Origin of the sequence: Caballeronia telluris (assembly GCF_001544495.1) — a bacterium.
Taxonomy (GTDB): Bacteria; Pseudomonadota; Gammaproteobacteria; order Burkholderiales; family Burkholderiaceae; genus Caballeronia; species Caballeronia telluris.
This window is the reverse complement of sequence record NZ_FCNZ02000011.1, coordinates 1-22646: the sequence shown is the minus strand read 5'-3', so window position 1 is coordinate 22646 and position 22646 is coordinate 1. Positions and strand designations below refer to the sequence as shown.

At 64.9% G+C, this 22646-nt stretch carries 20 protein-coding genes and 1 pseudogene; 9 read left to right on the top strand and 12 right to left on the bottom strand.

All coding sequences use genetic code 11. The features are described from left to right. Both AWB66_RS15655 and AWB66_RS15650 read right to left on the bottom strand, forming a co-directional pair. Nucleotides 1–1608 carry a carboxyl transferase domain-containing protein gene (locus tag AWB66_RS15655; protein ID WP_087631198.1) on the bottom strand — a complete coding sequence of 536 codons (1608 nt, stop codon included), beginning with the start codon at nucleotides 1606–1608 and terminating at the stop codon, nucleotides 1–3. 9 nt (nucleotides 1609–1617) lie between these two features. Continuing rightward, nucleotides 1618–2799: an isovaleryl-CoA dehydrogenase gene (locus AWB66_RS15650; RefSeq protein ID WP_087631197.1), complete on the bottom strand. Its 1182-nt coding sequence runs from the start codon at nucleotides 2797–2799 to the stop codon at nucleotides 1618–1620. 161 nt (nucleotides 2800–2960) lie between these two features. Between AWB66_RS15650 and AWB66_RS15645 the strand changes: the two genes are divergently transcribed. Beyond that, nucleotides 2961–3686 carry a TetR/AcrR family transcriptional regulator gene (locus tag AWB66_RS15645; RefSeq protein ID WP_087631196.1) on the top strand — a complete coding sequence of 242 codons (726 nt, stop codon included), beginning with the start codon at nucleotides 2961–2963 and terminating at the stop codon, nucleotides 3684–3686. 193 nt (nucleotides 3687–3879) lie between these two features. Here the strand turns inward: AWB66_RS15645 and AWB66_RS15640 are convergent, their stop codons facing one another. Continuing rightward, on the bottom strand, nucleotides 3880–4545 hold the full coding sequence (locus AWB66_RS15640; RefSeq protein WP_407642286.1) for a TetR/AcrR family transcriptional regulator: 666 nt from the start codon (nucleotides 4543–4545) through the stop codon (nucleotides 3880–3882). Between the two features lie 74 nt (nucleotides 4546–4619). Between AWB66_RS15640 and AWB66_RS15635 the strand changes: the two genes are divergently transcribed. Then, a complete protein-coding gene (locus tag AWB66_RS15635; protein ID WP_087631194.1) occupies nucleotides 4620–6140 on the top strand; it encodes an MDR family MFS transporter in 1521 nt (506 codons plus the stop codon). 68 nt (nucleotides 6141–6208) lie between these two features. After that, entirely contained in the window at nucleotides 6209–6433 is a 225-nt protein-coding gene (locus AWB66_RS15630) for a hypothetical protein (RefSeq protein WP_087631193.1), read from the top strand. 3 nt (nucleotides 6434–6436) lie between these two features. On the opposite strand, the gene AWB66_RS15625 is transcribed toward AWB66_RS15630, so the two are convergent. From AWB66_RS15625 to manD, 6 genes are all read right to left on the bottom strand, one after another. Then, the gene (locus AWB66_RS15625; protein ID WP_087631192.1) at nucleotides 6437–6772 is read right to left on the bottom strand and encodes a helix-turn-helix domain-containing protein; all 336 of its coding nucleotides are present in this window, start codon (nucleotides 6770–6772) and stop codon (nucleotides 6437–6439) included. After that, nucleotides 6753–7130, bottom strand: coding sequence for a type II toxin-antitoxin system RelE/ParE family toxin (locus tag AWB66_RS15620; RefSeq protein WP_087631191.1), 378 nt, complete (start codon nucleotides 7128–7130; stop codon nucleotides 6753–6755). Before AWB66_RS15620 ends, AWB66_RS15625 begins: the two co-directional genes overlap by 20 nt. A gap of 228 nt (nucleotides 7131–7358) precedes the next feature. Next, nucleotides 7359–8195, bottom strand: coding sequence for a GntR family transcriptional regulator (locus AWB66_RS15615; RefSeq protein ID WP_087631190.1), 837 nt, complete (start codon nucleotides 8193–8195; stop codon nucleotides 7359–7361). Between the two features lie 25 nt (nucleotides 8196–8220). Next, complete coding sequence (locus AWB66_RS15610; RefSeq protein WP_087631189.1) at nucleotides 8221–9519, bottom strand: MFS transporter; 1299 nt, start codon at nucleotides 9517–9519, stop codon at nucleotides 8221–8223. Nucleotides 9520–9568: 49 nt separating this feature from the next. After that, the gene (locus AWB66_RS15605) at nucleotides 9569–10606 is read right to left on the bottom strand and encodes an L-idonate 5-dehydrogenase (protein ID WP_087631188.1); all 1038 of its coding nucleotides are present in this window, start codon (nucleotides 10604–10606) and stop codon (nucleotides 9569–9571) included. Between the two features lie 34 nt (nucleotides 10607–10640). After that, a complete protein-coding gene (gene manD / locus AWB66_RS15600) occupies nucleotides 10641–11849 on the bottom strand; it encodes a D-mannonate dehydratase ManD (protein ID WP_087631187.1) in 1209 nt (402 codons plus the stop codon). A 95-nt stretch (nucleotides 11850–11944) separates the two neighbouring features. Here manD and AWB66_RS15595 point away from each other — a divergent pair, with 95 nt between their 5' ends. From AWB66_RS15595 to AWB66_RS15580, 4 genes are all read left to right on the top strand, one after another. After that, nucleotides 11945–13420: a mannitol dehydrogenase family protein gene (locus AWB66_RS15595; RefSeq protein ID WP_087631186.1), complete on the top strand. Its 1476-nt coding sequence runs from the start codon at nucleotides 11945–11947 to the stop codon at nucleotides 13418–13420. Between the two features lie 243 nt (nucleotides 13421–13663). Continuing rightward, nucleotides 13664–14458: an ABC transporter substrate-binding protein gene (locus AWB66_RS15590; RefSeq protein ID WP_087631185.1), complete on the top strand. Its 795-nt coding sequence runs from the start codon at nucleotides 13664–13666 to the stop codon at nucleotides 14456–14458. A 226-nt stretch (nucleotides 14459–14684) separates the two neighbouring features. Further along, the gene (locus AWB66_RS15585) at nucleotides 14685–15800 is read left to right on the top strand and encodes a succinylglutamate desuccinylase/aspartoacylase family protein (RefSeq protein ID WP_087631273.1); all 1116 of its coding nucleotides are present in this window, start codon (nucleotides 14685–14687) and stop codon (nucleotides 15798–15800) included. Between the two features lie 81 nt (nucleotides 15801–15881). Beyond that, nucleotides 15882–17096: an FAD-dependent oxidoreductase gene (locus AWB66_RS15580; protein WP_087631184.1), complete on the top strand. Its 1215-nt coding sequence runs from the start codon at nucleotides 15882–15884 to the stop codon at nucleotides 17094–17096. Nucleotides 17097–17114: 18 nt separating this feature from the next. On the opposite strand, the gene AWB66_RS15575 is transcribed toward AWB66_RS15580, so the two are convergent. After that, nucleotides 17115–17483, bottom strand: a complete 369-nt coding sequence (locus tag AWB66_RS15575; protein ID WP_087631183.1) for a nuclear transport factor 2 family protein — start codon at nucleotides 17481–17483, stop codon at nucleotides 17115–17117. A gap of 212 nt (nucleotides 17484–17695) precedes the next feature. Here AWB66_RS15575 and AWB66_RS15570 point away from each other — a divergent pair, with 212 nt between their 5' ends. Continuing rightward, nucleotides 17696–18868: a porin gene (locus tag AWB66_RS15570; RefSeq protein ID WP_087631182.1), complete on the top strand. Its 1173-nt coding sequence runs from the start codon at nucleotides 17696–17698 to the stop codon at nucleotides 18866–18868. 62 nt (nucleotides 18869–18930) lie between these two features. Here AWB66_RS15570 and AWB66_RS15565 read toward each other — a convergent pair whose 3' ends face one another. Then, on the bottom strand, nucleotides 18931–19593 hold the full coding sequence (locus tag AWB66_RS15565; RefSeq protein ID WP_087631181.1) for a MarC family protein: 663 nt from the start codon (nucleotides 19591–19593) through the stop codon (nucleotides 18931–18933). 168 nt (nucleotides 19594–19761) lie between these two features. On the opposite strand from AWB66_RS15565, the gene AWB66_RS15560 reads away from it, so the two are divergent. Beyond that, on the top strand, nucleotides 19762–22404 hold the full coding sequence (locus AWB66_RS15560; RefSeq protein WP_087631180.1) for an excinuclease ABC subunit UvrA: 2643 nt from the start codon (nucleotides 19762–19764) through the stop codon (nucleotides 22402–22404). A 33-nt stretch (nucleotides 22405–22437) separates the two neighbouring features. On the opposite strand, the pseudogene AWB66_RS34390 reads toward AWB66_RS15560, so the two are convergent. Next, nucleotides 22438–22646: pseudogene (locus AWB66_RS34390) on the bottom strand (IS4 family transposase); the annotation flags it as partial.

Here is a 22646-nt window from a genome sequence, read left to right as displayed (position 1 = left end):
TCACATCCGGAACACGCCGAAACGCGTGTCCTCGATGGGCGCGTTCATCGTCGCGGCGAGCCCGAGACCGAGCACGTCGCGCGTCTGCGCGGGATCGATCACGCCGTCGTCCCAGAGACGCGCGCTCGCGTAATACGGATGCCCCTGAAGCTCATACTGCTCGCGGATCGGCGCCTTGAACGCCTCCTCTTCTTCCTTCGACCAGCTTCCACCCTTGCCTTCGATGCCGTCACGCCGCACGGTCGCGAGCACCGACGCCGCCTGTTCGCCGCCCATCACCGAGATGCGCGCGTTCGGCCACATCCACAGGAAACGCGGCGAATACGCGCGGCCGCACATGCCGTAATTGCCCGCGCCGAACGAGCCGCCGATGATCACCGTGAACTTCGGCACTTTCGCCGTCGCCACGGCCGTCACCATTTTCGCGCCGTTCCTCGCGATGCCTTCGTTCTCGTACTTGCGCCCGACCATGAAGCCCGTGATGTTCTGCAAGAACACGAGCGGAATTTTGCGCTGGCAGCACAGTTCGATGAAATGCGCGCCCTTCAGCGCCGACTCCGAAAACAGGATGCCGTTGTTCGCGACGATCCCGACCGGATGGCCCCAGATATGCGCGAAACCGCAGACGAGCGTCGTGCCGTAGCGGGCCTTGAATTCGTCGAAGGCGGAATCGTCGACGATGCGCGCGATCACTTCGCGCACGTCGAAGGGCTTGCGGGTATCGACGGGAATCACGCCGTAGACGCTTTGCGGATCGTAGCGCGGCGGCAGCGGTTCTTTCAGCGCGAGCGGCGCCGTCTTCACGCGATTCAGATTCCCGACGATGCTCCGCGCGATGCCCAACGCATGCGCGTCGTTCTGCGCGAGATGATCGACGACGCCGGACAGACGCGTGTGCACGTCGCCGCCGCCGAGGTCTTCGGCGCTCACTTCCTCGCCGGTCGCGGCCTTCACCAAAGGCGGGCCGCCGAGGAAAATCGTGCCCTGATTCTTCACGATGATCGATTCGTCGCTCATCGCCGGGACATAGGCGCCGCCCGCCGTGCACGAACCCATCACGACCGCGATCTGCGCAATCCCCTGCGCCGACATGTTCGCCTGGTTGTAGAAGATGCGCCCAAAGTGATCGCGATCGGGGAACACGTCGTCCTGATTCGGCAGGTTCGCGCCGCCTGAATCGACGAGATACACGCACGGCAGCCGGTTCTGCTCCGCGATTTCCTGCGCGCGCAGATGCTTCTTGACCGTGACCGGATAGTAGGTGCCGCCCTTGACCGTCGCGTCGTTGCAGACGATCACGCACTCTTGTCCCGCGATGCGCCCGATGCCGGTGATGACGCCCGCGCCCGGCGCGTCGTCGTTGTACATGCCGTAGGCCGCGAGTTGCGACAGTTCCAGAAACGGCGTGCCCGGATCGAGCAGTTGCGCGATGCGATCGCGCGGCAGCAGCTTGTTGCGCGACACGTGCTTGTCGCGGGCCGCCTGTCCGCCACCGAGCGCGAGTTTGGCGACTTTTTCTTTCAGATCCGCGACGAGCGCTTCGAGCGCCGCCGCGTTCGTGCGGAACTCTTCGCCGCGCGGATTCAGTTTGGTTTCGATGATCGGCATGGCGCGCTCTTATGCCGTTTCAGCGAAGAGTTCGCGTCCGATCAGCATCCGGCGGATTTCGCTCGTGCCCGCGCCGATTTCATACAGCTTCGCATCGCGCCACAAACGTCCGACCGGATACTCGTTGATATAGCCGTTGCCGCCGAGAATCTGGATGGCTTCGCCGGCCATCCACGTCGCCTTTTCGGCGGTGTACAGAATCACGCCGGCGCAGTCCTTGCGCACTTGCCGGACGTGGCCTGAGCCGAGCGTATCGAGCTGGCGTCCGACCGCGTACAGATACGCGCGGCAGGCCTGCAAGGTCGTATAAAGATCGGCGACCTTGCCCTGAATCAGCTGGAATTCACCGATGGCCTGCCCGAACTGCTTGCGATCGTGGATATACGGCACGACCGCGTCCATGCACGCGAGCATGATGCCGGTGGGCCCGCCCGCCAGCACGGCGCGCTCGTAGTCGAGCCCGCTCATCAGCACTTTCGCCCCGCCGTTCAGTTGGCCGAGGATGTTCTCCTTCGGCACTTCGACATTCTCGAACACGAGTTCGCCCGTGTGCGAGCCGCGCATGCCGAGCTTGTCGAGCTTCTGCGCGACCGAAAAGCCCTTCATGCCCTTTTCGACGATGAACGCCGTGATGCCCTTCGCGCCCGCTTCGATGTCCGTCTTCGCGTAGACGACGAGCGTGTCGCAGTCCGGGCCGTTCGTGATCCACATCTTGGTGCCGTTGAGCACGTAGTGGTCGCCCTTTTCGTCGGCGCGCAGCTTCATGCTGACGACGTCCGAACCCGCGTTCGGCTCGCTCATCGCCAGTGCGCCGACGTGCTCGCCGGAAACGAGCTTCGGCAGGTACTTGCGCTTCTGCGCCTCGGTGCCGTTGCGGTGAAGCTGGTTCACGCACAGATTCGAATGCGCGCCATACGACAACCCGACCGACGCCGACGCCCGCGAAATCTCCTCCATCGCGACCATGTGCGCGGTGTAGCCCATGTTCGCGCCACCGTATTCCTCAGCGACCGTCATGCCGAGCACGCCCAGATCGCCGAATTTCTTCCAGAGGTCCATCGGGAATTGGTCCGTGCGGTCGATTTCGCCGGCGCGCGGCGCGATTTCCTTCGCGCAGAAGTTCGCGAGCGAATCGCGCAGCATGTCGATGTCTTCGCCCAGCGCGAAGTTCAGGCCCGGAACGTCATTCATGGGTGTCTCCTCCAGATTCAATGTTTTCGGCGCACCGTGAATATGAGTGCTGCTCACACAGCGCGCGCCTCGAGCGTGTTGACCAATTTCACGCTCAATTGCGCTGGCCGTCAACACATTTTTGAGCTACGCTCACATTTATTACCGTGCTTTCCCGCGCCATGTCCGCCCCTACCTCCGTATCCAGCCGACGCACGCCGTCGAGCGTCAAGTCGCAGCAGCGCGTGAAGGACATCCTTCAGGCGGGACGCGACGTCTTCGCCGAAAAAGGCTACGACGCTGCAACCAGCGCCGAGATTGCGCAGCGCGCGGGCATTTCCGAAGCGACGGTGTTCAGCTATTTCAGCGGCAAGCGCGAGTTGTGCGCCCGGGTGATCGCGGACTGGTACGACGAAATCATCCAGGCGTTCGAAACAGGCCTGCCGCGCGACGGCTCCGTGCGCCAGCAGTTCGCGTTCATCGTGAGGACGCATCTGCGGTTAATGCTCGTGAACGGCACGGGGCTGTGCTCGCTGGTGCTGTCGGAAGGACGCACGAAGCAGCACGATCTCAGCGACACGCTCACGGAATTGCAACGTCGCTACACCGCGCCGCTGATGAATGTGCTCGCGCGCGGGCAGGAACTCGGGCACGTGCGCGGCGACATTCCGCTGAGGCTGATGCGCTCGCTCGTCTTCGGGCCGATGGAGCATGTGCTGTGGGATGCCACGCTCGCGAAGCGTCGTCTGAGTCAGACTCAGATCGACACGACGGCGAACGAACTGATCGACGTGCTGTGGGCCGCGCTGCAACCGCCGGATGCGAACGCAGCGGCGCTCGCGCAATTCCGGCAAGACGTGGAGGACGCGTCGCGCCGTTTCGAAGAGGAAACCAGGCGCGCGACTTGATGAAGCGCGGCGCGAGCTTCGGCAGCAGCAGGCGCATGTCGTAGCCGCCCATGCGGCGGTCGTTTTCGGCAAAACACAGGTCGATCAGCGCCCCCGCCGAATCGCCGACATTCGTCGGGAAGTTCGGAACACGCTCGTTCGGGTCATATTTGCGGCCAGTTGACGCAAAACGCGCGATCCGTCGACAAGAGCGCTACACCGGCCCGACCCCGTGCGCCAGCAGCGCGACCGCGTGCCGCGCAATCTGCTTGCTCGTCAGATGCCGTCCGCCTTCGCGCCATTTCCAGGTCGCGAGCGGAAACACCGTCAGGCCGAACAGCGACACGAACACCAGCGACGGCTCCAGTTGCGGATTCAGCTTCCCCTCCTTCTGCCATTGCTCGATGCGCGCGATCGTCGACTCTTTCTCGTCGCCGAAACGCTCGGCCATGCGCCGCCTGAGCAGCCCGCCATCGCTGATCACTTCGCGCACCCACAGCGCCGCGAACCACGGATGCTTGTCGACCGTGGCGACCAGCGCTTCAGCAAAAGCGCGCAACGCATCGGCGGGCTCGGCCTCGGGATCGGCGAATGCGCGGCCCAGTTCGGTGCGCAAGGGGATGAAACGTTCGTCGATCAGCACGTCGAGCAACTGATCGCGCGTCTTGAAGTAATAGTGAACCATCGCCGGCGTCACGCCCGCCTCGCGCGCGATCGCGCCGAGCGTCGTCTCGACAATGCCCTGTTTGGCGAACATCCCGAGCGCGAGGTCCAGCAGATGCTCGCGCGCGTCGGCGCCGTGCGCGCCGCTCGGGCGCCCGGGGCGCCGTCCGGCCTTGCGCGGCGCGGCTTTGTCAGTTTCGGTAACAACTTTTGTCATGAGATCCATTGACCGGACAGTAGACGAAGCCTAATATTAACTTCCGTGTTAATTAATTTCAATCGAGTCACTCGATGGCATCTTTGCACCAAACCGCCGCGGACGCCTCGTCCGCCGTTGCGCAACCCGCTGAACGGCCGCCGATCCGCCTGCTTTTCACGGCGCTGCTGCTCGTCATGCTGCTCGGCGCGCTTGACCAGACCATTGTCTCCACCGCCCTGCCGACGATCGTCGGCGAACTCGGCGGGCTTGAGAATTTGTCCTGGGTGGTGACGTCGTATCTGCTCACCTCGACGATCGTCGTGCCGCTTTATGGCAAGTTCGGCGACCTGTTCGGCCGCAAAGTCGTGTTGCAGGCGTCGATCCTGATCTTTCTTGCTGGCTCCATTCTGTGCGGCGTCGCGCAGGACATGACGCAGTTGATCGTGCTGCGCGCGTTGCAGGGCCTCGGCGGCGGCGGACTGATGGTCATCACGATGGCCGCCATCGCCGACGTAATCCCGCCCGCCGAACGCGGCCGCTATCAGGGCCTCTTCGGCGGCGTGTTCGGACTCGCGACCGTGGTCGGTCCGCTCGTGGGCGGCTTTCTGGTCGAACATCTGTCGTGGCGCTGGATTTTTTACATCAACGTGCCGCTCGGCGTGATCGCGCTCGTCGTGATCGGGCTCGTTTTCAAGCCGCACACGGCGCATGTCCGCCACAAGGTCGACTACATGGGCGCGGCGTTTCTCGCGTCCGCCCTCACCTGCATCATCCTGTTCACGAGCCAGGGCGGCACGCTCCTGCCGTGGAGTTCGCCGCAGTTGTGGTGCACGCTCCTGCTCGGGCTGATTTCGATTGGCGGCTTCGTCTACGAAGAACGGCTGGCCGCCGAACCGATCATGCCGCTGTCGCTTTTCACGGATCGCACTTTCGTGCTGAGCGGGCTGATCGGCTTTATCGTCGGCTTTTCGCTGTTCGGTTCGGTCACGTTCCTGCCGCTTTATCTGCAAGTGGTGAAAGGCTCGACGCCGTCGCAAGCCGGCCTGCAAGTCACGCCGATGATGGCCGGCGTGCTCTTCTCGTCGATCGTGAGCGGACGGCTGATCAGCCGCATCGGCAAATACCGCCCGTTTCCGATTGCCGGCACCGCCCTCGTCGCCTGCGCGATGCTCTTGCTCTCGACCCTGCAGATCGCGACCCCGGTGCACGTGATGTATGGCTACATGGCGCTGCTCGGACTCGGACTCGGCATGGTGATGCAGGTGCTGGTGCTTGCCGTGCAGAACGCGGTGGAATTTCGCCTGATCGGCGTGGCGACTTCCGGCGCGACGCTGTTTCGCTCGATCGGCGGTTCAGTGGGCGTTGCGGCTTTCGGCGCGATCTTCTCGAACGGACTGCGCTCGCGGCTCGAAGCAGCGATTCCGGCGGGCGTCGAGCTGCCGCGCTCGCTCGGGCCGCAAGCGATCCAGCACTTGCCCGCCGCGCTCCACGACGACTATCTGAATGCCTTCGCCGCCTCCATGCATACGGTGTATCTGGTGGCGGCGGGCGTCGTATTGATCGCGTTCGTGCTCGCGTGGTTCCTGAAGGATCAGCCGCTGCGCAAGCGTTAAGGCCAGCGCGCGATTCTCCCGCGGGCGCGCCGGTGTATGCTTGCGGTCCTGAATTCAGGAGGAAGTTCATGTGTCATGGCAAATGGCTGATCGTGCCGGCATGGTGTGCGCTGGTTTCGTTTTCGACGCTCGCGCAGGCCGAGACCTATCACTTCGCGGAAGGCGAGTCTTCGATGCCGGCCCGACATTCGACCGCTCATCCAAAGGCTCAAAGCACGCACGCCGGGAAGAAGCACACGAGCCAGCATCGCCGCGCCTCACAAGCGGACAAGGCGCTTTACGGCCATCCGTGAAGTTCAGGCCACCGCAAGCACGAGGTGTCCGGTTTCCGCGGCGGCCGGTTTGACCGATATTTCGATGTCGTAACCGAGACGCGTCAGGCAATCCATCAGCTTGCGCTCGGAGAAATTCGCGAAATCGCCGCGCAGCAGGCCCGACACCTTCGGCTGCGCGATACCCATGCGGCGCGCGGCCTGCTCCTGGGTCAGTTCGAGACGCCGGATCGCCTTGGCGATCTCGAACACGAGCCCGGACTTGATCTTGAGTTTTTCCGCGTCGGGCAAGCCGAGGTCGGCAAAGACGTTGCCCGAACCGATCTCGAATTCGACGCCTTCAATGATACGTTTTCCCACTTCTTAGCTCCTTCGCCAGAGTTTCCGCCAGTTTCAGCCGCGCATGGACGATGTCCATTTCTTCGACAGGCGTGGCCGTGCCGCATTTGCTCTTCTTCGGGAAACAATGCAGCACGAACACAGCCTCGCGGTAGCGCACGGTATAGACCGCGCGATACGTTCCGCCCGCATCGTCTTCCACCAGTTCCAGCACGCCCGCGCCGCTGAAGCCGCGCATTGTCTTCGCGGACGGGTGACGCCCGCCGCGCTGCGCGACGTCGAGCGCGTGACCGAAAAACTGCCGCACTTCCGCAGGAAGCGCGCACAGATCCTTTTTGCTGCTGCCGACCCAGATGAGCGGCCTTTCATCCGACTGCATGTATTTATACTCGAACTGGTATGTGAATGCAAGTCGCTTTTTTTGCGACTCCCGAACGCGCCACGAAAAACATCAGGAATGCCAAGTCATGGCGCCGAATCGAGCATCGCGCGTCGGCAGGAATGGAACAATTCGGCCGAATGGCCTACGCAAAACAAAACGCCTTGCGGCGCAAGCCGCAAGGCGTCGAGACAAGGCGTCGAGGCAAGGCTTAATGAGGATGAGCGCTCAGGTGGCGAGCGGCACGCGTTCGGGTTCGTCGGCTTCGAACCAGTCGGGATTGCGTTCTGCGATCGGGTGCAGGGAGATCAAAATCTCGCGCAAATGCGCGCGCATCGCTTCTTCGGCGAGCGACGGATCGTGCGCCTTCAGTGCGCTGACGATCCGCGCATGCTGCCGGATCAACAGGTCGAGCGGCGACACGTCGGGAAGGCTCAGATAACGCACGCGATCCATCTGTGCCTTGATGTCCTGAATCGTGTTCCACGCCGCCACGCAATCAATCGACTGCGCGATCAGGAAGTGAAACTGCTCGTCGAGCGCGAGGAACGCGGCGGTATCGTTTTCCTTCGCCGCCGCCTTTTGCTCACGCAGGTTGGCGGCGAGTTCGTCGAGCTGCGCCTCGGTGATCGCGACCGCGGCCTTGCGTGCCACCGCCGTCTCGATCGCCTCGCGGATGAAGCGCCCTTCCCGCACCTGACGCGGCGAAATCTTCTTGACGAACGTGCCGCGCTGCGGCAGCACCTGCAGCACGCCTACCTCGACGAGCTTGATGAACGCCTCGCGCACCGGCTGCCGCGAGACGTTGAACATCTCCGACACTTCCTTCTCCGAGAGCGGCGTGCCCGGCGCCATCTCGCCCGCGAAAATCGCCTGGCGCAGCGCGCGGAAAATCTGCTTGCCGATGGGTTCGTGCGAATCGAACGACACCTTCTCCGTGAGATCGGGAAGCGGCGTCTTCGGTTGCGTCGCGAGTGTGCGGCGCGCGCGTCCGCGTTTTGTCGAGGCAACAGTGTCGGGCGGGTCCACACTGTCGAGTGAAACCGCTGGGGAAACGCTTGTCATGTGCAGTCTTTCAGAACGCGGTCTATCACGATACTATCACGCGTCCCGCCGCCGTTTTCAGCGTGCGCGGCTCGCGAATGAACACCAGCGCACACAACGCGCCCAGCACCGCGATCGCTCCCGCCAGCACGAACGCGCTGCCGTAGTGACCGTTCGTCGCCTGCACGATGAAGCCGGTCACCGCCGGTCCGATGATGCCCGCGAGGTTGGCAAGCAAGTGCACGAAGCCGCCCACGCCGCCGACGTTCTCGCGCCGCACCGTGTCCTGGATAACGGCCCAGTAGACCGAGCCCGTCACATACAGGAAGAAGATCGACACCGACATCAACGCGACCGCGCCCTGCATGCTCGCGACGCGTCCCGCGAAGCCGACGCACACCGCCGCCGCGCCGAGACACACGGAAAGCACGATGCGTCGCGAGAGCAGCGGCTTGCCGGTGAGACGCAGGATGAAATCGGTGATGAAACCGCCCGCCGCCAGCCCAATGCTGCCGAGCACCCACGGAATGACCGTCGCGATGCTCATGTCGCGCAACGACATGTGGTGCGCCTCGGTCAGATAGGTCGGGAACCACGAGAGGAAGAAGAACAGCACGTAGTTGTACGCGAAGAACGCGAACGCCGTGGCGAGGATGATCGGCTGCTTCAGGTAGAAGCCCAGACCCGTCTTCTGACCCGCGGGCGCCTGTTCCATCGACGAAGCCTGCTGCTGCCCTGCGACGATCAGATCGAGTTCCGCGGCCTTCACGCGCTTGTTCTGCTGCGGGTGTTCGGTGGTCGTGAGCGACCACAGCACGAGCCACGCGAACCCGAACAGCATGATCACGACGAACGCCCAGCGCCAGCCGAACTGGATCGCCATATAGCCGACGACCGGCCCCGCGAGCGCCCCGCCGAGCGGCGTGCCCGAACTGATGACGCCGATCGCGCTCGCCACTTCGCGGCGCGGGAACCAGTTGTTCACCATCTTGCTGTTCGACGAGCTGAACGGGCCTTCACCCATGCCGAACAGCACGCGCAGCACGATCAGCGAGACGAGTCCGCCCGCGAGCGCGGTCGCGCCGCAGAAGATTGACCAGATGCCCATCGCGCCGCCGAACACTTTCTTCGCGCCGTACTTGTCCGAGGCCACGCCGCCGATGAAGTTGAACAGCGCATAGCCGACGAAAAAGCTGCTGAACACGATGCCCATCTGCGCATGCGAAAAGTTCAGGTCCTTCTGGATGAGCGGCGCGGCAATCGAAAGCGCGGCGCGATCGAGGTAATTGATGATGCCCGCCAAAAACAGCAGGCCGACGACGAACCATCGCTGGCTCTTGATCATGGTGAGTCTCCTGTTGCGCCGCTTCTTTCCGGGCGGTTGGTGCGAGAGGTTAGTCGAAATGCAGGTGGACTTTCATCGACTGGCTGCGGTCTTGCGCGACTTCGAACGCGCGATTCGCTTCTTCGAGCGGAAACGCGTGCGTCATGAGCGGACGCAAGTCGATCTTGTGCGCGCCGAGTTCGTCGGCGGCGACGGCGTATTCGTCAGTGAAACGGAACGAGCCGCGATAGCACAACTCCTTCGACATCACGAGATTCGCCGCCACCGGCGACTGCCCCGCCGGCAGGTTGCCGACCTGGATCACCGTGCCGCCGGCGCGGGCGGCGCGCAATGCAGTGTCGAGGCCGGCGGTGCTGCCCGACGCTTCGAGCACGATATCGAACGTCCCGCGCTGCTGCGCCCACTGGTCGATGCGCGCCTGATCGTTGGCGAGTACGGTTTCGTCGGCGCCGAGCGTCGTCGCCATCTGGAGCGCCTTTTCCGCGAGATCGAGCGCGACGATGCGATGCGCGCCCGCCCGCTTCGCGACGGCCAGCAAAATGCAGCCGATCGGTCCGCAACCGACCAGCAGCACCTTCGCGCCGACGAGCGTGCCGGCCTGCCGCAGCGCGTGCAAGGCGACGGCGAGCGGCTCGGCCATCGATGCCTGCGCGAAGTCGAGGCCCTCCGGCACCGGCACGCACTGATGCGCGCTCACGGCGATGTACTGTCGGAACATGCCCTGCATGTGCGGAAACGTCGATGCGCTGCCCATGAAGCGCATGTTCAGGCAATGGTTCGGCATGCCTTTGACGCAATATCGGCACACGCCGCAGTTGAGTCCCGGATTCACCGCGACGCGCTGGCCGACGGCAAGACCGCTCACGCCCTCGCCGAGCGCGGCGACTTCGCCCGCGACTTCATGGCCGAGCACGAACGGCTCGCGCACGGCGAAGTCGCCGCTCTTGCCCTTGAAGTAATAGGAGAGATCCGACCCGCAGATGCCGCCCGCGCGCACGCGGATCTGCACTTGTCCCGGCTGCGGCTGGGGCGCGTCGAGTTCGTCGATGAGAAGTTTTTTCGGTTCGTGAAGAACGGCTGCAAACATCTTGATGCTCCTTATATGCTTGACGTGCGAGTGCTTACCAGTTCCACAGCGTGCCGTCTTCCAGCCGCGCGACCGGCAGATACGCCGGGTCGTACGGATAGCGCGCGGCCGCTTCCTCGTCGATATCGACGCCATGGCCCGGCGCCTCGCCCGGATGCATCATGCCGCGATCGAAAGTCCACGCATGCGGGAAGACGTCGAGCGCTTCCTTCGGAAAGCCCATGTATTCCTGCACGCCGAAATTCGGCACCCACAGGTCGAAGTGCAGCGCCGCGCCCATGCAGACCGGCGAGAGATCCGACGGCCCGTGGCACCCCGTTCGCACTTGATAGAGCGAAGCGAAATCGGCGATGCGCTTCAGATGCGTGATGCCGCCCGCATGCGTGAGCGTCGCGCGGATGTAGTCGATCAACTGTTCTTCGATCAACTGCTTGCAGTCCCAGATGCTGTTGAACACTTCGCCGACCGCGATCGGCGTGACCGTATGCTCGCGGATCAGCCGGAAGCCCGCCTGATTCTCGGCGGGCGTCGGGTCTTCCATCCAGAAGAGGCGATACGGCTCGACCGATTTGCCGAGCCGCGCCGCTTCGATCGGCGTCAGGCGGTGATGTACGTCATGCAGCAGATGCGAATCGAAACCGAACTTGTCGCGCACGGCTTCGAAGAGTTTCGGCACGAAGTCGAGATACTTTTCCGACGACCAGCTCTGCTCTTCCACCGCGCCTTTCGTCGCGGGCTCGTACATGCCGCTGCCTTTCGACACGCCATACACCGAGCGCATCTCCGGCACGCCGCACTGGATGCGGATCGCCTTGTAGCCTTGTTCGAGGTGCTCTTCATAGCGGTCGAGCGCTTCGGGGATGTCGCGGCCCGTCGCGTGGCCGTAGACCATCACGCCTTCGCGCGACGCGCCGCCAAGCAGCCGGTACAGCGGCAGATTCGCCACCTTGCCGAGAATGTCCCAGAGCGCCATGTCGACGGCGGCGATGGCGCTCATCGTCACCGGGCCGCGACGCCAGTACGCGCCCTTGTAAAGAAACTGCCAGATGTCCTCGATGCGTCCCGGATCGCGCCCGATCAAGAGCGGACACACGTGATCCTTCAGGTACGAAGCGACCGCGAGTTCGCGACCATTGAGCGTGGCGTCGCCGATGCCGTAGACGCCCTCGTCCGTGACCACTTTCAGCGTGACGAAGTTGCGCCCCGGACAGGTGACGATCACATCGGCGCGGACGATTTTCATGGGGATTTCCTTGAGTGGCAGTCGTTGGAACCGATGCTACCATACAAGTATATTCAATCGTCAACTGCGGGTATTCCCGCCCTTCGAGTTCGAAAATGACCGAAAAATCAAGGCTTTGCCGCGCCGCGCTTGCTTCATTGAAACCGCACACGCTTTCGCCGGAATGGCGCGAACCGCGGATCGGCATCGTGCATCTGGGGATCGGGAATTTTCATCGCGCGCACGAAGCCGTCTATACGGAAGAGGCAATGCTCGCGGCGGGCGGCGAGTGGGGAATCTGCGGCGTGACGCTGCAAGGCGACGTCGCCAAACGCGACGCACTCATGGCGCAGGATGGCTTGTACAGCGTGGTCGAACGCGGGCCGGACGGCGTGCGCGTCACCGTGATTCGCGCGCTGAAGGAAGTGCTCGCAATGCCGCACGACCGCGCACGCCTCTTCGCGCTGCTCGCCGACGAAAACGTGCGGATCGTCTCGCTGACGGTCACCGAGAAAGGCTACTGCCGCGATACGACGACCGGCGACGTGGACCTTCGGCACGAAGGCATCACGCGGGATCTGGCGAATCCGGATGCACCCTCGACCGTGCCCGGCATCCTCGCCGCCGCGTTCCGGCAAAGACGCGACGCTGGCACGCCGCCCTTCACCGTGCTGTCCTGCGACAACCTCTCGCACAACGGCGCGGCTTTGAAGCAGGCAGTCGTATCTTTTGCACGAGCCCGCGACGCCGCGCTCGCCGACTGGATCGAGTCTCACGTCGCGTTTCCCTCGACGATGGTCGATCGCATCGTGCCCTCGACCACCGATGCCGACCGCGAAGCCGCGTCGCATGCGTTGAAGGTCGAAGACGCCGCGCCGGTCCCGTGCGAGCCGTTTCGCCAGTGGGTGATCGGAGACCGCTTTCCGGCCGGCCGCCCCGCGTGGGAGACGGCCGGCGCGCAACTCGTCGACGACGTGATGCCGTTCGAGATCGCCAAGCTGCGCATGCTCAACGGCACGCATTCGACGCTCGCCTATCTGTCGATGCTCGCGGGCTTCGTCACTATCGACGAAGCGATCGCGCATGCGCCGCTGAAGAAGCTGATCCACGCGATGATGACGCAGGAAATCGCGCCGACGCTCGACGTGCCGCCTTCCTTCGATGTGCTCGCATACCGCGACGCGCTGCTCGCGCGCTACGCGAACGCGGCGCTCAAACACCGCACGGCGCAGATCGCGATGGACGGCAGTCAGAAGATCCCGCCGCGTCTGCTCGCGACGATCGAAGCGCGCCTGAACGCGGGTCGGTCGATCGAACGCCTCGCGCTCGCGGTCGCCGCGTGGCTCGTGTTCCTGCGCGGCTGCGCCGACGACGGCACACGCTACGAAATCAGCGATCCGATGGCCGCGCGGCTGACGGCAAGCATCGCCGACGAGCCGGCGCAACTCGTCGAAGCGATGCTCGCGATCAATGAAGTCTTCCCGCCCGGGCTCGCCCGCCGCGACGACTTCCGGCGTCCGCTTCAGGCTGCCGTCGTCCGCTTGCAAGACGGCGCGCGCGCGGCCATCGAACATTACGCCGCGCTTGCATGAAGGGCCGCGCGCGGCGCAACCGGGTGTCAAAACGCCACATCCTGCGTGCGCCGCGCGAGGATTGCCTCTAAAGCTGCGCCATCGGGGCTTTCACTAACTCCGCAACTATTTTGGGATGTTAATCTGCTGCGGATTCTGACAGGACACGATCCTCGGAATAGCAACCGTGCGGCGCAACTCGCGCCGCCGACCCGGAAACGAGACCTGCCGGGATGTAAAGACCACCCTCTGGAGTTTAAAACAGTGAAAAAACTGCTTGCCGCCCTGTCGATGTCCCTTATCGCAGTCACGTCGCTCACCGCCGTCACCGCCGCACAAGCCAAGGATTATTCGACGATCCGCTTCGGCGTCGACGCAAGTTATCCCCCGTTCGAATCGAAGGGTCCGGACGGCAAGCTGGTTGGCTTCGACATCGATCTCGGCAACGAAATCTGCGCCCGCCTGAAGGCGAAGTGCGTGTGGGTCGAGAACGACTTCGACGGCATGATCCCGGCCCTGAAGGCGAAGAAGTTCGACGGCGTGCTCTCGTCGATGTCGATGACGCCGCAACGCGCCGAACAAGTCGCGTTCTCGAGCAAGCTCTTCAACACGCCGACGCGCCTCGTCGCGAAGAAGGGCAGCAACATCAAGCCGACGGCTGAAAGCCTCGCCGGCAAGACGGTCGGCGTCGAACAGGGCACGATCCAGGAAACCTACGCGAAGACCTACTGGGCCTCGAAAGGCGTGACGGTCACGCCGTACCAGAACCAGGACCAGGTCTACGCCGACCTGATCGCGGGCCGTCTCGACGCCGCGCTGCAAGACGCGGTGCAGGCTGAAATCGGCTTCCTGAAGACGCCGCGCGGCGCGGGCTTCGACTTCGCAGGCTCGAACATCGACGATCCGAAGACGCTCGGCAACGGCGCCGGCATCGGTCTGCGCAAGGAAGACACCGACCTGAAGAAGAGCATCGACAAGGCGATCGCCGACATCATCAAGGACGGCACGTACAAGAAGCTCGAAAAGAAATACTTCGACTTCGACGTCTACGGCGGCTAAAGCCGACGCCGCCCAACGCGGCTGACGCTTCACGGCAACGGGCTCCGCGCTTGGCGCGGAGCCCGTTTTGCTTGGGGCGCGGCGCCTTTCGGGCTTGTCCGCGGCCTTTTTTCAGCTAAGATCGAACGTCGGAAGCGCGTGGCCGGCCCGAGACACCGGCGCAATCGCCCTCCGCACCTTGCAACCATCCAGAGCGCGACCGTGCGTGCGTCGCGCGCAGAAGACCATGCAGACCAGAACCCATCAGCTGATTTCGCCGACGCTCGGCACCGCCCGCTCGATCACGAGCTTCCATTACGGTCCCGGCGACGGCCAGAAAATCTACATCCAGTCGTCGCTGCACGCGGACGAGCTGCCCGGCATGCTCGTCGCTTGGCGGCTGCGCCGGCAACTTGCCGAATTCGAAGCCGCGGGCAAGCTGCGCGGCGAAGTGGTCATCGTGCCGGTGCCGAACCCGATCGGCCTGAACCAGTTGCTGCACGGCCAGCTGCTCGGCCGCTTCGAGGCGAACAGCGGCCACAACTTCAACCGCAATTTCCACGATCTCGCCGCGCTCGTCGCGCCGCGCATCGAAGCGCGCCTCACCGCCGACATCGACGCCAACAAGGGGGCCGTGCGCGCCGCGATGCGCGAGGCGCTCGACGAGCAGACGCCCGCTACCGAACTCGAATCGCTGCGCCTTGCGCTGCAAAAACTCTCGTTCGACGCCGACGTGGTGCTCGACCTGCATTGCGACCTCGACGCCGCCTTGCATCTCTACACGAATCCGGACATCTGGGAAGAAGTCGAGCCGCTCGCGCGCCATCTCGATTCGAAGGCGCAACTGCTCGCGCTGAATTCGGTCGGCAATCCGTTCGACGAGATTCACAGCTTCTGCTGGTCCGACCTGCGCACGCGCTTCGGCGAGCGTTTTCCGATCCCGAACGGCGGCATCTCGGTCACGGTCGAATTGCGCAGCCAGCACGACGTTTCCTACGACTTCGCCAACGCCGACGCTCAAGGCATCGTCAATTACCTGATTCATCGCGGGGTGATCGACGCGCCCGCCGCGCCCATGCCGCCGCTCGCCTTCCCGGCGACGCCGCTCGCGGGCGCCGAGCCGATCGTGGCTCCCGTGTCGGGCGTGCTCGTGTTCCGCGCGAAGGTCGGCGCGTTCATCGAAGCGGGCGAAGCGATCGCGGATGTCGTCGATCCGCTCACCGATACCGTCACCACGCTCAATTGCACGACCTCCGGCGTGATGTACGCGCGGCACATCACGCGCTTTGCGACCGCCGGGCTCGAAGTCGCGCGCATCGCCGGCGCGAAGGCATTCCGCACGGGCTCGCTGCTGTCGGCCTGAGCGCACGCTTCCCGGTAATTGCATAGCGAAGACGCCCCGGCATAGCATGGCGCGAGCCATGTCTGCCGAAGGAGCGTCCGATTGACACCGTCCGACTATGACGTCGCCATTGTCGGTGGCGGACTGGCCGGAGCGACGCTCGCGCGTTCGCTCGCCGGCAGCGGCATGCGCACGCTCGTCGTCGAGCGCGCGCATGCGTTCAAGGATCGCGTGCGCGGCGAAGGTCTCCTGCCGTGGGGACGCGTCGAGGCGGCGAAGCTCGGCATCGAGCCGCTTCTGAACCGCGCCGGCGCGATCGACGTGCGTTACTGGAAGCGCTATCTGGGCGGCGCGCCGCGCGATTGCCGCGATCTCGTCGCGACGACGCCCGGCCGCCACGGCTGCCTCGACTTCTATCATCCCGACATGCAGCGCACGCTGCTCGACGCCGCCGAGTCGGCGGGCGCGCACGTGCGGCGCGGCGTGGAAGTCACGGCGGTCGAGCCGGGCACGCCGCCTTTCATCCGGATTCACACGGCTCACGGCGATGAACGCGTGAAGGCGCGGCTGGTCGTCGGCGCCGATGGACGAAGCTCGAAAGTGCGCAGCGCGGCCGGCTTCACGGTGCGCCGCGACGAACACGCGCTGATGATCGCGGGCGTGCTGCACGAAGGCGTGCAGGTGCCGGGCGACACCGTGCACTACGTGCAAAAGCCTTCCGCAGCGCGCGCGGCGCTCGTCTTTCCGCTCGGTCAGGGGCGCTTTCGGTCGTACTTCGTCTATTCATCGGCGAATGCACCGCGCACGATGAGCGGCAATGGTCATGCCGGCGACTTCGTGACGTCGTGCATCGAAACGGGCGCGCCGCCCGAGTGGTTCGAGGAAGCCGAAGCCATCGGACCGCTCGCGGCGTATCCGGGCGCGGACACGTGGGTCGACCATCCGTATCGCGAAGGCGTCGTGCTGATCGGCGATGCCGCCGCGGCCAGCAATCCCGCGTGGGGCTGCGGCCTCGCGCTCACGCTGCGCGACGCGCGCGTGCTGCGCGACCGCCTTCTGCCATCCGGCGACTGGGATGCCGCCGCGCACGCCTACGCGACCGAGCACGACGCGTACTACGGCGCGCTGCATCGCCTGCACGGCTGGCTCACGCTTCTGATGTACGAGACCGGCCCGGCCGCCGATGCACGCCGCGCTCGCGCGTTTGTGCGGCTCGCCGCCGATCCGTCGCGGGCGGTCGATCTGCAGGGCCTCGGTCCGGAATCGCCGAGCGACGAGGCCGCGCGCCGGCGCTTTTTCGGCGAAGACGCGGATTAAACGCGATCGACGCGCCGCTCAGAACGGCACGAGGCCGCACTGCGCCGCCACGACGCGCCATGCGCCTCCCGTCTCGCACCACGTGCGCGTATAACGCAGGCTGCCGGCGAACGGCGCGCCGCCGAACGATCCGCGCAACGCCACGCGCGTGACCGTCACCGCGCATTTTTCGTAGACGCGGACCGTCTGCTCTTCCACGTCCAGTTGCTCGATGCGCTGAAGCCCATAGCGATGGCCGTTCAGGTCGTCGGCCTTGGTCCACACCTTGCCCGTTGCATCGACGAAGCTCAGGTCGTCGGCGAGCAGCGCGTCGAGCGCGTCGGCGTCGGAGGACAACATCGCCTGCTGCAGGCGGCCTTCCAGTTCGCGGATTCCGTTCTCGTCCATCTCCGTGCTTCTCCTTGCATGAAGTCGAGTCGCGAGCATAACCCGAAGCCCGCTGTTGCATCCGCGAGACACGCGGACGCGTCGAACGCGTTGTCACATTGCTTTCTTGAGCGTCCGTTAAATTCCGCCCGTCGCCGCCACGGGCCGAAGAGCCCGGCGCGGCGCCGACGACATCAACCACATCGCGAACCATCCCTCACCGGAGAAAGTTTTTGAACAAGAATTTGCTGGCGACCTCCGCGCTCGCCTCTTTCGCCGCTTTTGCATCGACCGCGCACGCGCAAAGCAGCGTGACGCTGTACGGCATCATCGACGCGGGTATCAGCTACGTGAACAACAGCGCGACGCGCACCGGCAGCGACCACCTCTTCAAGTACGACGACGGCGTCGCGCAAGGCAGCCGCTGGGGCCTGCGCGGCACGGAAGACCTGGGCGGCGGCCTGAAGGCGATCTTCGTTTTGGAGAACGGCTTCAATAGCGGCAACGGCACGCTCGGCCAGGGCGGCGCGCTGTTCGGACGCCAGGCTTACGTCGGTCTCGCGAAGAACGACGCCGGCTCGCTCACGTTCGGCCGTCAGTATTCGTTCTCGACCGACTATCTCGGCTCGAACTACTCGATCGGCGGCCAGACCGTCGCGGGCAACTACGCGTACCACATCAACGACGTCGACCAGCTGACGTCGAGCCGCATCAACAACGCGGTGAAGTTCAGCAGCGCGAGCTTCTACGGCCTGACGTTCGGCGGCATGTACGGCTTCTCGAACCAGGCGGGCGCGTTCGCCGGCTCGCCGACCACGACGGCCGGCGGCGTCACGACGCAAGGTTCGTCGCGTGCCTACAGCTTCGGCCTGAACTACAAGCTCGGCAGCTTCGGCATCGGCGCGGCCTATACCGACATCCGTTTCCCCGGCGCGTCCACGCCGGCGTTCAGCACGGCGATGGCGAACGTCGCGACGGGCGGCAACAAGGACCTGCGCACGTTCGGCATCGGCGCGAACTATGCGTTCGGCGGCGCGACGGTGTTCGGCCTCTGGACCAACACGCGTTTCGAATCGACCACGGGCGCGACGTCCAAGCTCAACGCGTATGAAGCGGGCGGCAAGTACGCGTTCACGCCGGCCATCACGGGCGGTCTGGGCTACACCTACATGAAGCTGACGGACGCGGCAGACGGCAAGTGGCAGCAAGTCGATGCAAGCGTCGATTACGCGCTCAGCAAGCGCACCGATGTCTATCTGCTCGGCATCTACCAGCATGCGTCGGGTTCGAACAATGGCGTCGACGTCCAGGCGCAGATCGGTTCGAGCACGAGCTACTTCGGCACGTCGGGCACCGGCTCGAACAACCAGGTCGCCGTGCGGATCGGCATGCGCCACAAGTTCTAAGGCGCGCGCTACAGCCTCCGAAGCGGGCCGCACGATGTCGTGCGGCCCGTTTTTTTGGAGCGCTAATGCAGCTTCGCAAGCGGGATCAGGAATTCGGAGATGCCGGTCAGCATGATCTGCACGCCGACGCACAAGAGCAGGAACGACGAAATCCGCATCGCCACCTTCGTGCCGTCGATGCCGAGATAGCGCGCGAACCGCGCCGAGTGGCTGAGCGTCATATAGACCGCGAGCGCGATCAGCGCCGAGATCGCGATCGACGCCACCGCCGACACCAGAAACTCCGAGAGCTTATGCGTCCGGTTCGCGTTGAGCGCGATGGCGGTCGCGATGGAGCCCGGCCCGGTGGTGAGCGGAATGGTCAGCGGAAAGAATGCTTTCGACATCGCGTTGTCGGCGTCGACGTTGCGCGCCGTCGCCTCCTTGGTGCGCACGTCGGGCGCGTTGAGCATCTGCCAGCCGCTCACCGCGACCGCGAGCCCGCCGCCGATGCGCAGCGCCTCCATCGAAATGCCGAACAAATGCAGGATCGGCGTGCCGAGGAAGAACGCGACCAGCAGCACGCACGCCGAATTGATCGCGACTTTCTTCGCGAGCGCGTCGCGCTCGTCGCCCGCGAGCCCTTCCGTGCGGTCGAGAAACACGAACGCGACCCCGAGCGGGTTGATGATGCTGATCAATCCGGTGAAGCCGAACAGGATGTCCGAGATCAGGCTGCCTAACATGAAGCTCCTCGCTCTATGCCGGTGCGACGGTGCGTCCCATCAATACACCATCGGCGGCGGTTTGGGCACGCGCCATGCATGCGTGGAGGAATCATAGGGGCTTCCCGTCAATATCCGCAAACGACCCGGCGTCGGGTTCGGGTGCGGGACTTGCTGGCGTCGCAATGCATGAACACCCTTCCCGTCGATAAAACCGCGCCCACCCTGCGCGGCTTCGTGCGCGTGCGAGGCGCGCGCGAACACAATCTCAAGAACGTCGATGTCGATATTCCGCGCGACGCGCTGGTCGTATTCACCGGCGTGTCCGGCTCCGGCAAGTCGTCGCTCGCGTTCGGCACGCTCTATGCCGAGGCGCAGCGGCGCTATTTCGAGTCGGTCGCGCCTTATGCGCGGCGGCTGATCGAACAGGTCGGCGTGCCCGAAGTCGATGCGATCGAAGGGTTGCCGCCCGCCGTCGCGCTTCAGCAGCAACGCGGCACGCCGAGCACGCGCTCGTCGGTCGGCAGCGTGACGACGCTTTCGAGCCTCGTGCGCATGCTTTACTCGCGCACCGGCCACTATCCGCCGAAGCAGCCGATGCTCTACGCCGAGGACTTCTCGCCGAACACGATTCAGGGCGCGTGCCCGACGTGCCACGGCCTCGGGCGCATCTACGAGGTCACCGAAAAATCAATGGTGCCCGACGATTCGCTGACGATCCGCGAGCGCGCGATCGCCGCGTGGCCGCCCGCGTGGCACGGCCAGAATCTGCGCGACATCCTGGTGACGCTCGGCTACGACGTCGATACGCCGTGGCGCGATCTGCCGAAGAAGGATCGCGAGTGGATTCTCTTCACCGACGAAACGCCGACGGTTCCCGTCTACGCCGGGCTCACGCCCGAGGAAACGCGCGCGGCGCTTAAGCGCAAGCTGGAGCCGAGCTATCAGGGCACGTTCACCGGCGCGCGCCGCTACGTGCTGCACACGTTCGCGAACACGCAAAGCGCGCTGATGAAAAAGCGCGTGTCGCAATACATGGTCGGCAGCGCCTGCCCGACGTGCGACGGCAAGCGCCTGAAGCGCGAGGCGTTGTCGGTGACGTTCGCGGGACTCGACATCGCCGAGTTCTCGCAAATGCCGCTCGCGCGCGTCGCCGATTTGCTCGCGCCGATCGCGCGCGGCGAGGTGCCCGCGCACGCCGTCGCGATCGACGACGCCATTCTCAGCCGCCGCGCGATGCGCGCGGCGACCGAGCGGCGCGTCGCGGCGGGCGGCTCGGCGCACAAGGCCTCGCCCGACGTGCGGCGCACGCCGAACATGTCCGACGAGAAGCGCGTCGCGGCGCAGCGCATCGCGGAAGAACTGCTCGAACGCCTCACGACGCTCACCGATCTCGGCCTCGGCTACCTCGCGCTCGATCGCGCGACGCCGACGCTCTCGTCGGGCGAACTGCAACGCCTGCGGCTCGCAACGCAACTGTCGTCGCAACTGTTCGGCGTTGTGTACGTGCTCGACGAACCCTCCGCCGGCCTCCATCCCGCCGACGGCGAAGCGCTGTTCGCGGCATTGGAACGCCTGAAGGCGGCGGGCAATTCGCTTTTCGTCGTCGAGCACGATCTCGGCATGATGCGGCGCGCCGACTGGCTAGTCGATGTCGGGCCGGCGGCGGGCGAGCACGGCGGACACGTCGTATATAGCGGACCGCCGCCGGGGCTCGCGAAGGTGGAGGCGTCCGAGACGCGCAAGCATCTCTTCGCCACGCACGCGAGCGCGACGCATGAGCCGCGCGCGCCTTCGGGCTGGCTGCGGCTTTCGAAGATCACGCGCAACAACCTGCGCGAACTCGACGCCGCGTTTCCGCTCGGCTGCTTCACGACCGTGACGGGCGTCTCCGGTTCGGGCAAGTCGAGCCTCGTGAGCCAGGCGCTGCCGGAACTCGTCGCGAGCCATCTCGGACGCGCCATCGCGACGGACCCCGACGACGAACTCGACCCGCTCCTCGCCGCGCCCACGCAGGCGACTGGCGGCGACATCGTCGAGGGCATGGCGTCGATACGGCGGCTCGTGCGGGTCGACCAGAAGCCGATCGGCCGCACGCCGCGCTCGAATCTCGCCACTTACACCGGCCTCTTCGACCATGTGCGCAAACTCTTCGCCGCCACGCCCGCCGCGCGCAAGCGCCACTACGACGCAGGCCGCTTCTCGTTCAACGTCGCGAAGGGGCGCTGCCCGACCTGCGAGGGCGAGGGCTTCGTGAGCGTCGAACTGCTGTTCCTGCCGATGGTGTATGCGCCCTGCTCCACTTGCCACGGCACGCGCTACAACGCAGAGACGCTCGCCATCGAATGGGGCGGCAGGAATATCGCGCAAGTGCTCGGGATGACCGTCGATACCGCCTGCGAATTCTTCGCCAGCGAGCCGCAGGTCATGCGCGCGCTGAACGTGTTGCGGGACATCGGGCTCGGTTATCTGCGGCTCGGCCAGCCCGCGACCGAACTCTCCGGCGGCGAGGCGCAGCGCATCAAGCTCGCCAGCGAATTGCAACGCGCGCAACGCGGCGATTCGCTCTATATCCTCGACGAGCCGACCACCGGCCTGCATCCCGCCGACGTCGACCGGCTGATGACACAACTGCAAGGACTTGTCGACGCGGGCAACACGGTGATCGTGGTGGAGCACGACATGCGCGTCGCGGCGAACAGCGACTGGGTGATCGACATCGGCCCCGGCGCCGGCGACGAAGGCGGCACGATGGTGGCCTGCGGCACCCCGCGCGAAGTCGCGAAAGCCGCGGCCGGTCACACGGCGAAGTACCTGAAAGCGCGTCTGTAAACGCAAAAACAGCGGCCAAAGCCGTAATGCCGTTCAGTTAAGGTCTCGTTTGAGGACACGAACGGTATAACGAAACGGTCGCGAGTTGACGGCTCGAGCGCAACTGCGGCCGGGCCGTTTCTCATTGAGGAGCTGCTTGAGCCGCTCGCGCAAGCGGATGAGCAACGCAGGCAGTTTGCCGTACGAGCGCGTCACCGCTGCCCATGTCAGTTCGTACTGAATGGTATGGAACGCGCGGATGA

Coding starts and splice junctions, on each gene's coding strand:
- AWB66_RS15655 (WP_087631198.1), bottom strand. CDS start 1,608: ATGCCGATCATCGAAACCAAACTGAATCCGCGCGGCGAAGAGTTCCGC.
- AWB66_RS15650 (WP_087631197.1), bottom strand. CDS start 2,799: ATGAATGACGTTCCGGGCCTGAACTTCGCGCTGGGCGAAGACATCGAC.
- AWB66_RS15645 (WP_087631196.1), top strand. CDS start 2,961: ATGTCCGCCCCTACCTCCGTATCCAGCCGACGCACGCCGTCGAGCGTC.
- AWB66_RS15640 (WP_407642286.1), bottom strand. CDS start 4,545: ATGACAAAAGTTGTTACCGAAACTGACAAAGCCGCGCCGCGCAAGGCC.
- AWB66_RS15635 (WP_087631194.1), top strand. CDS start 4,620: ATGGCATCTTTGCACCAAACCGCCGCGGACGCCTCGTCCGCCGTTGCG.
- AWB66_RS15630 (WP_087631193.1), top strand. CDS start 6,209: ATGTGTCATGGCAAATGGCTGATCGTGCCGGCATGGTGTGCGCTGGTT.
- AWB66_RS15620 (WP_087631191.1), bottom strand. CDS start 7,130: ATGCAGTCGGATGAAAGGCCGCTCATCTGGGTCGGCAGCAGCAAAAAG.
- AWB66_RS15615 (WP_087631190.1), bottom strand. CDS start 8,195: ATGACAAGCGTTTCCCCAGCGGTTTCACTCGACAGTGTGGACCCGCCC.
- AWB66_RS15610 (WP_087631189.1), bottom strand. CDS start 9,519: ATGATCAAGAGCCAGCGATGGTTCGTCGTCGGCCTGCTGTTTTTGGCG.
- AWB66_RS15605 (WP_087631188.1), bottom strand. CDS start 10,606: ATGTTTGCAGCCGTTCTTCACGAACCGAAAAAACTTCTCATCGACGAA.
- manD (WP_087631187.1), bottom strand. CDS start 11,849: ATGAAAATCGTCCGCGCCGATGTGATCGTCACCTGTCCGGGGCGCAAC.
- AWB66_RS15595 (WP_087631186.1), top strand. CDS start 11,945: ATGACCGAAAAATCAAGGCTTTGCCGCGCCGCGCTTGCTTCATTGAAA.
- AWB66_RS15585 (WP_087631273.1), top strand. CDS start 14,685: ATGCAGACCAGAACCCATCAGCTGATTTCGCCGACGCTCGGCACCGCC.
- AWB66_RS15575 (WP_087631183.1), bottom strand. CDS start 17,483: ATGGACGAGAACGGAATCCGCGAACTGGAAGGCCGCCTGCAGCAGGCG.
- AWB66_RS15565 (WP_087631181.1), bottom strand. CDS start 19,593: ATGTTAGGCAGCCTGATCTCGGACATCCTGTTCGGCTTCACCGGATTG.
- AWB66_RS15560 (WP_087631180.1), top strand. CDS start 19,762: ATGAACACCCTTCCCGTCGATAAAACCGCGCCCACCCTGCGCGGCTTC.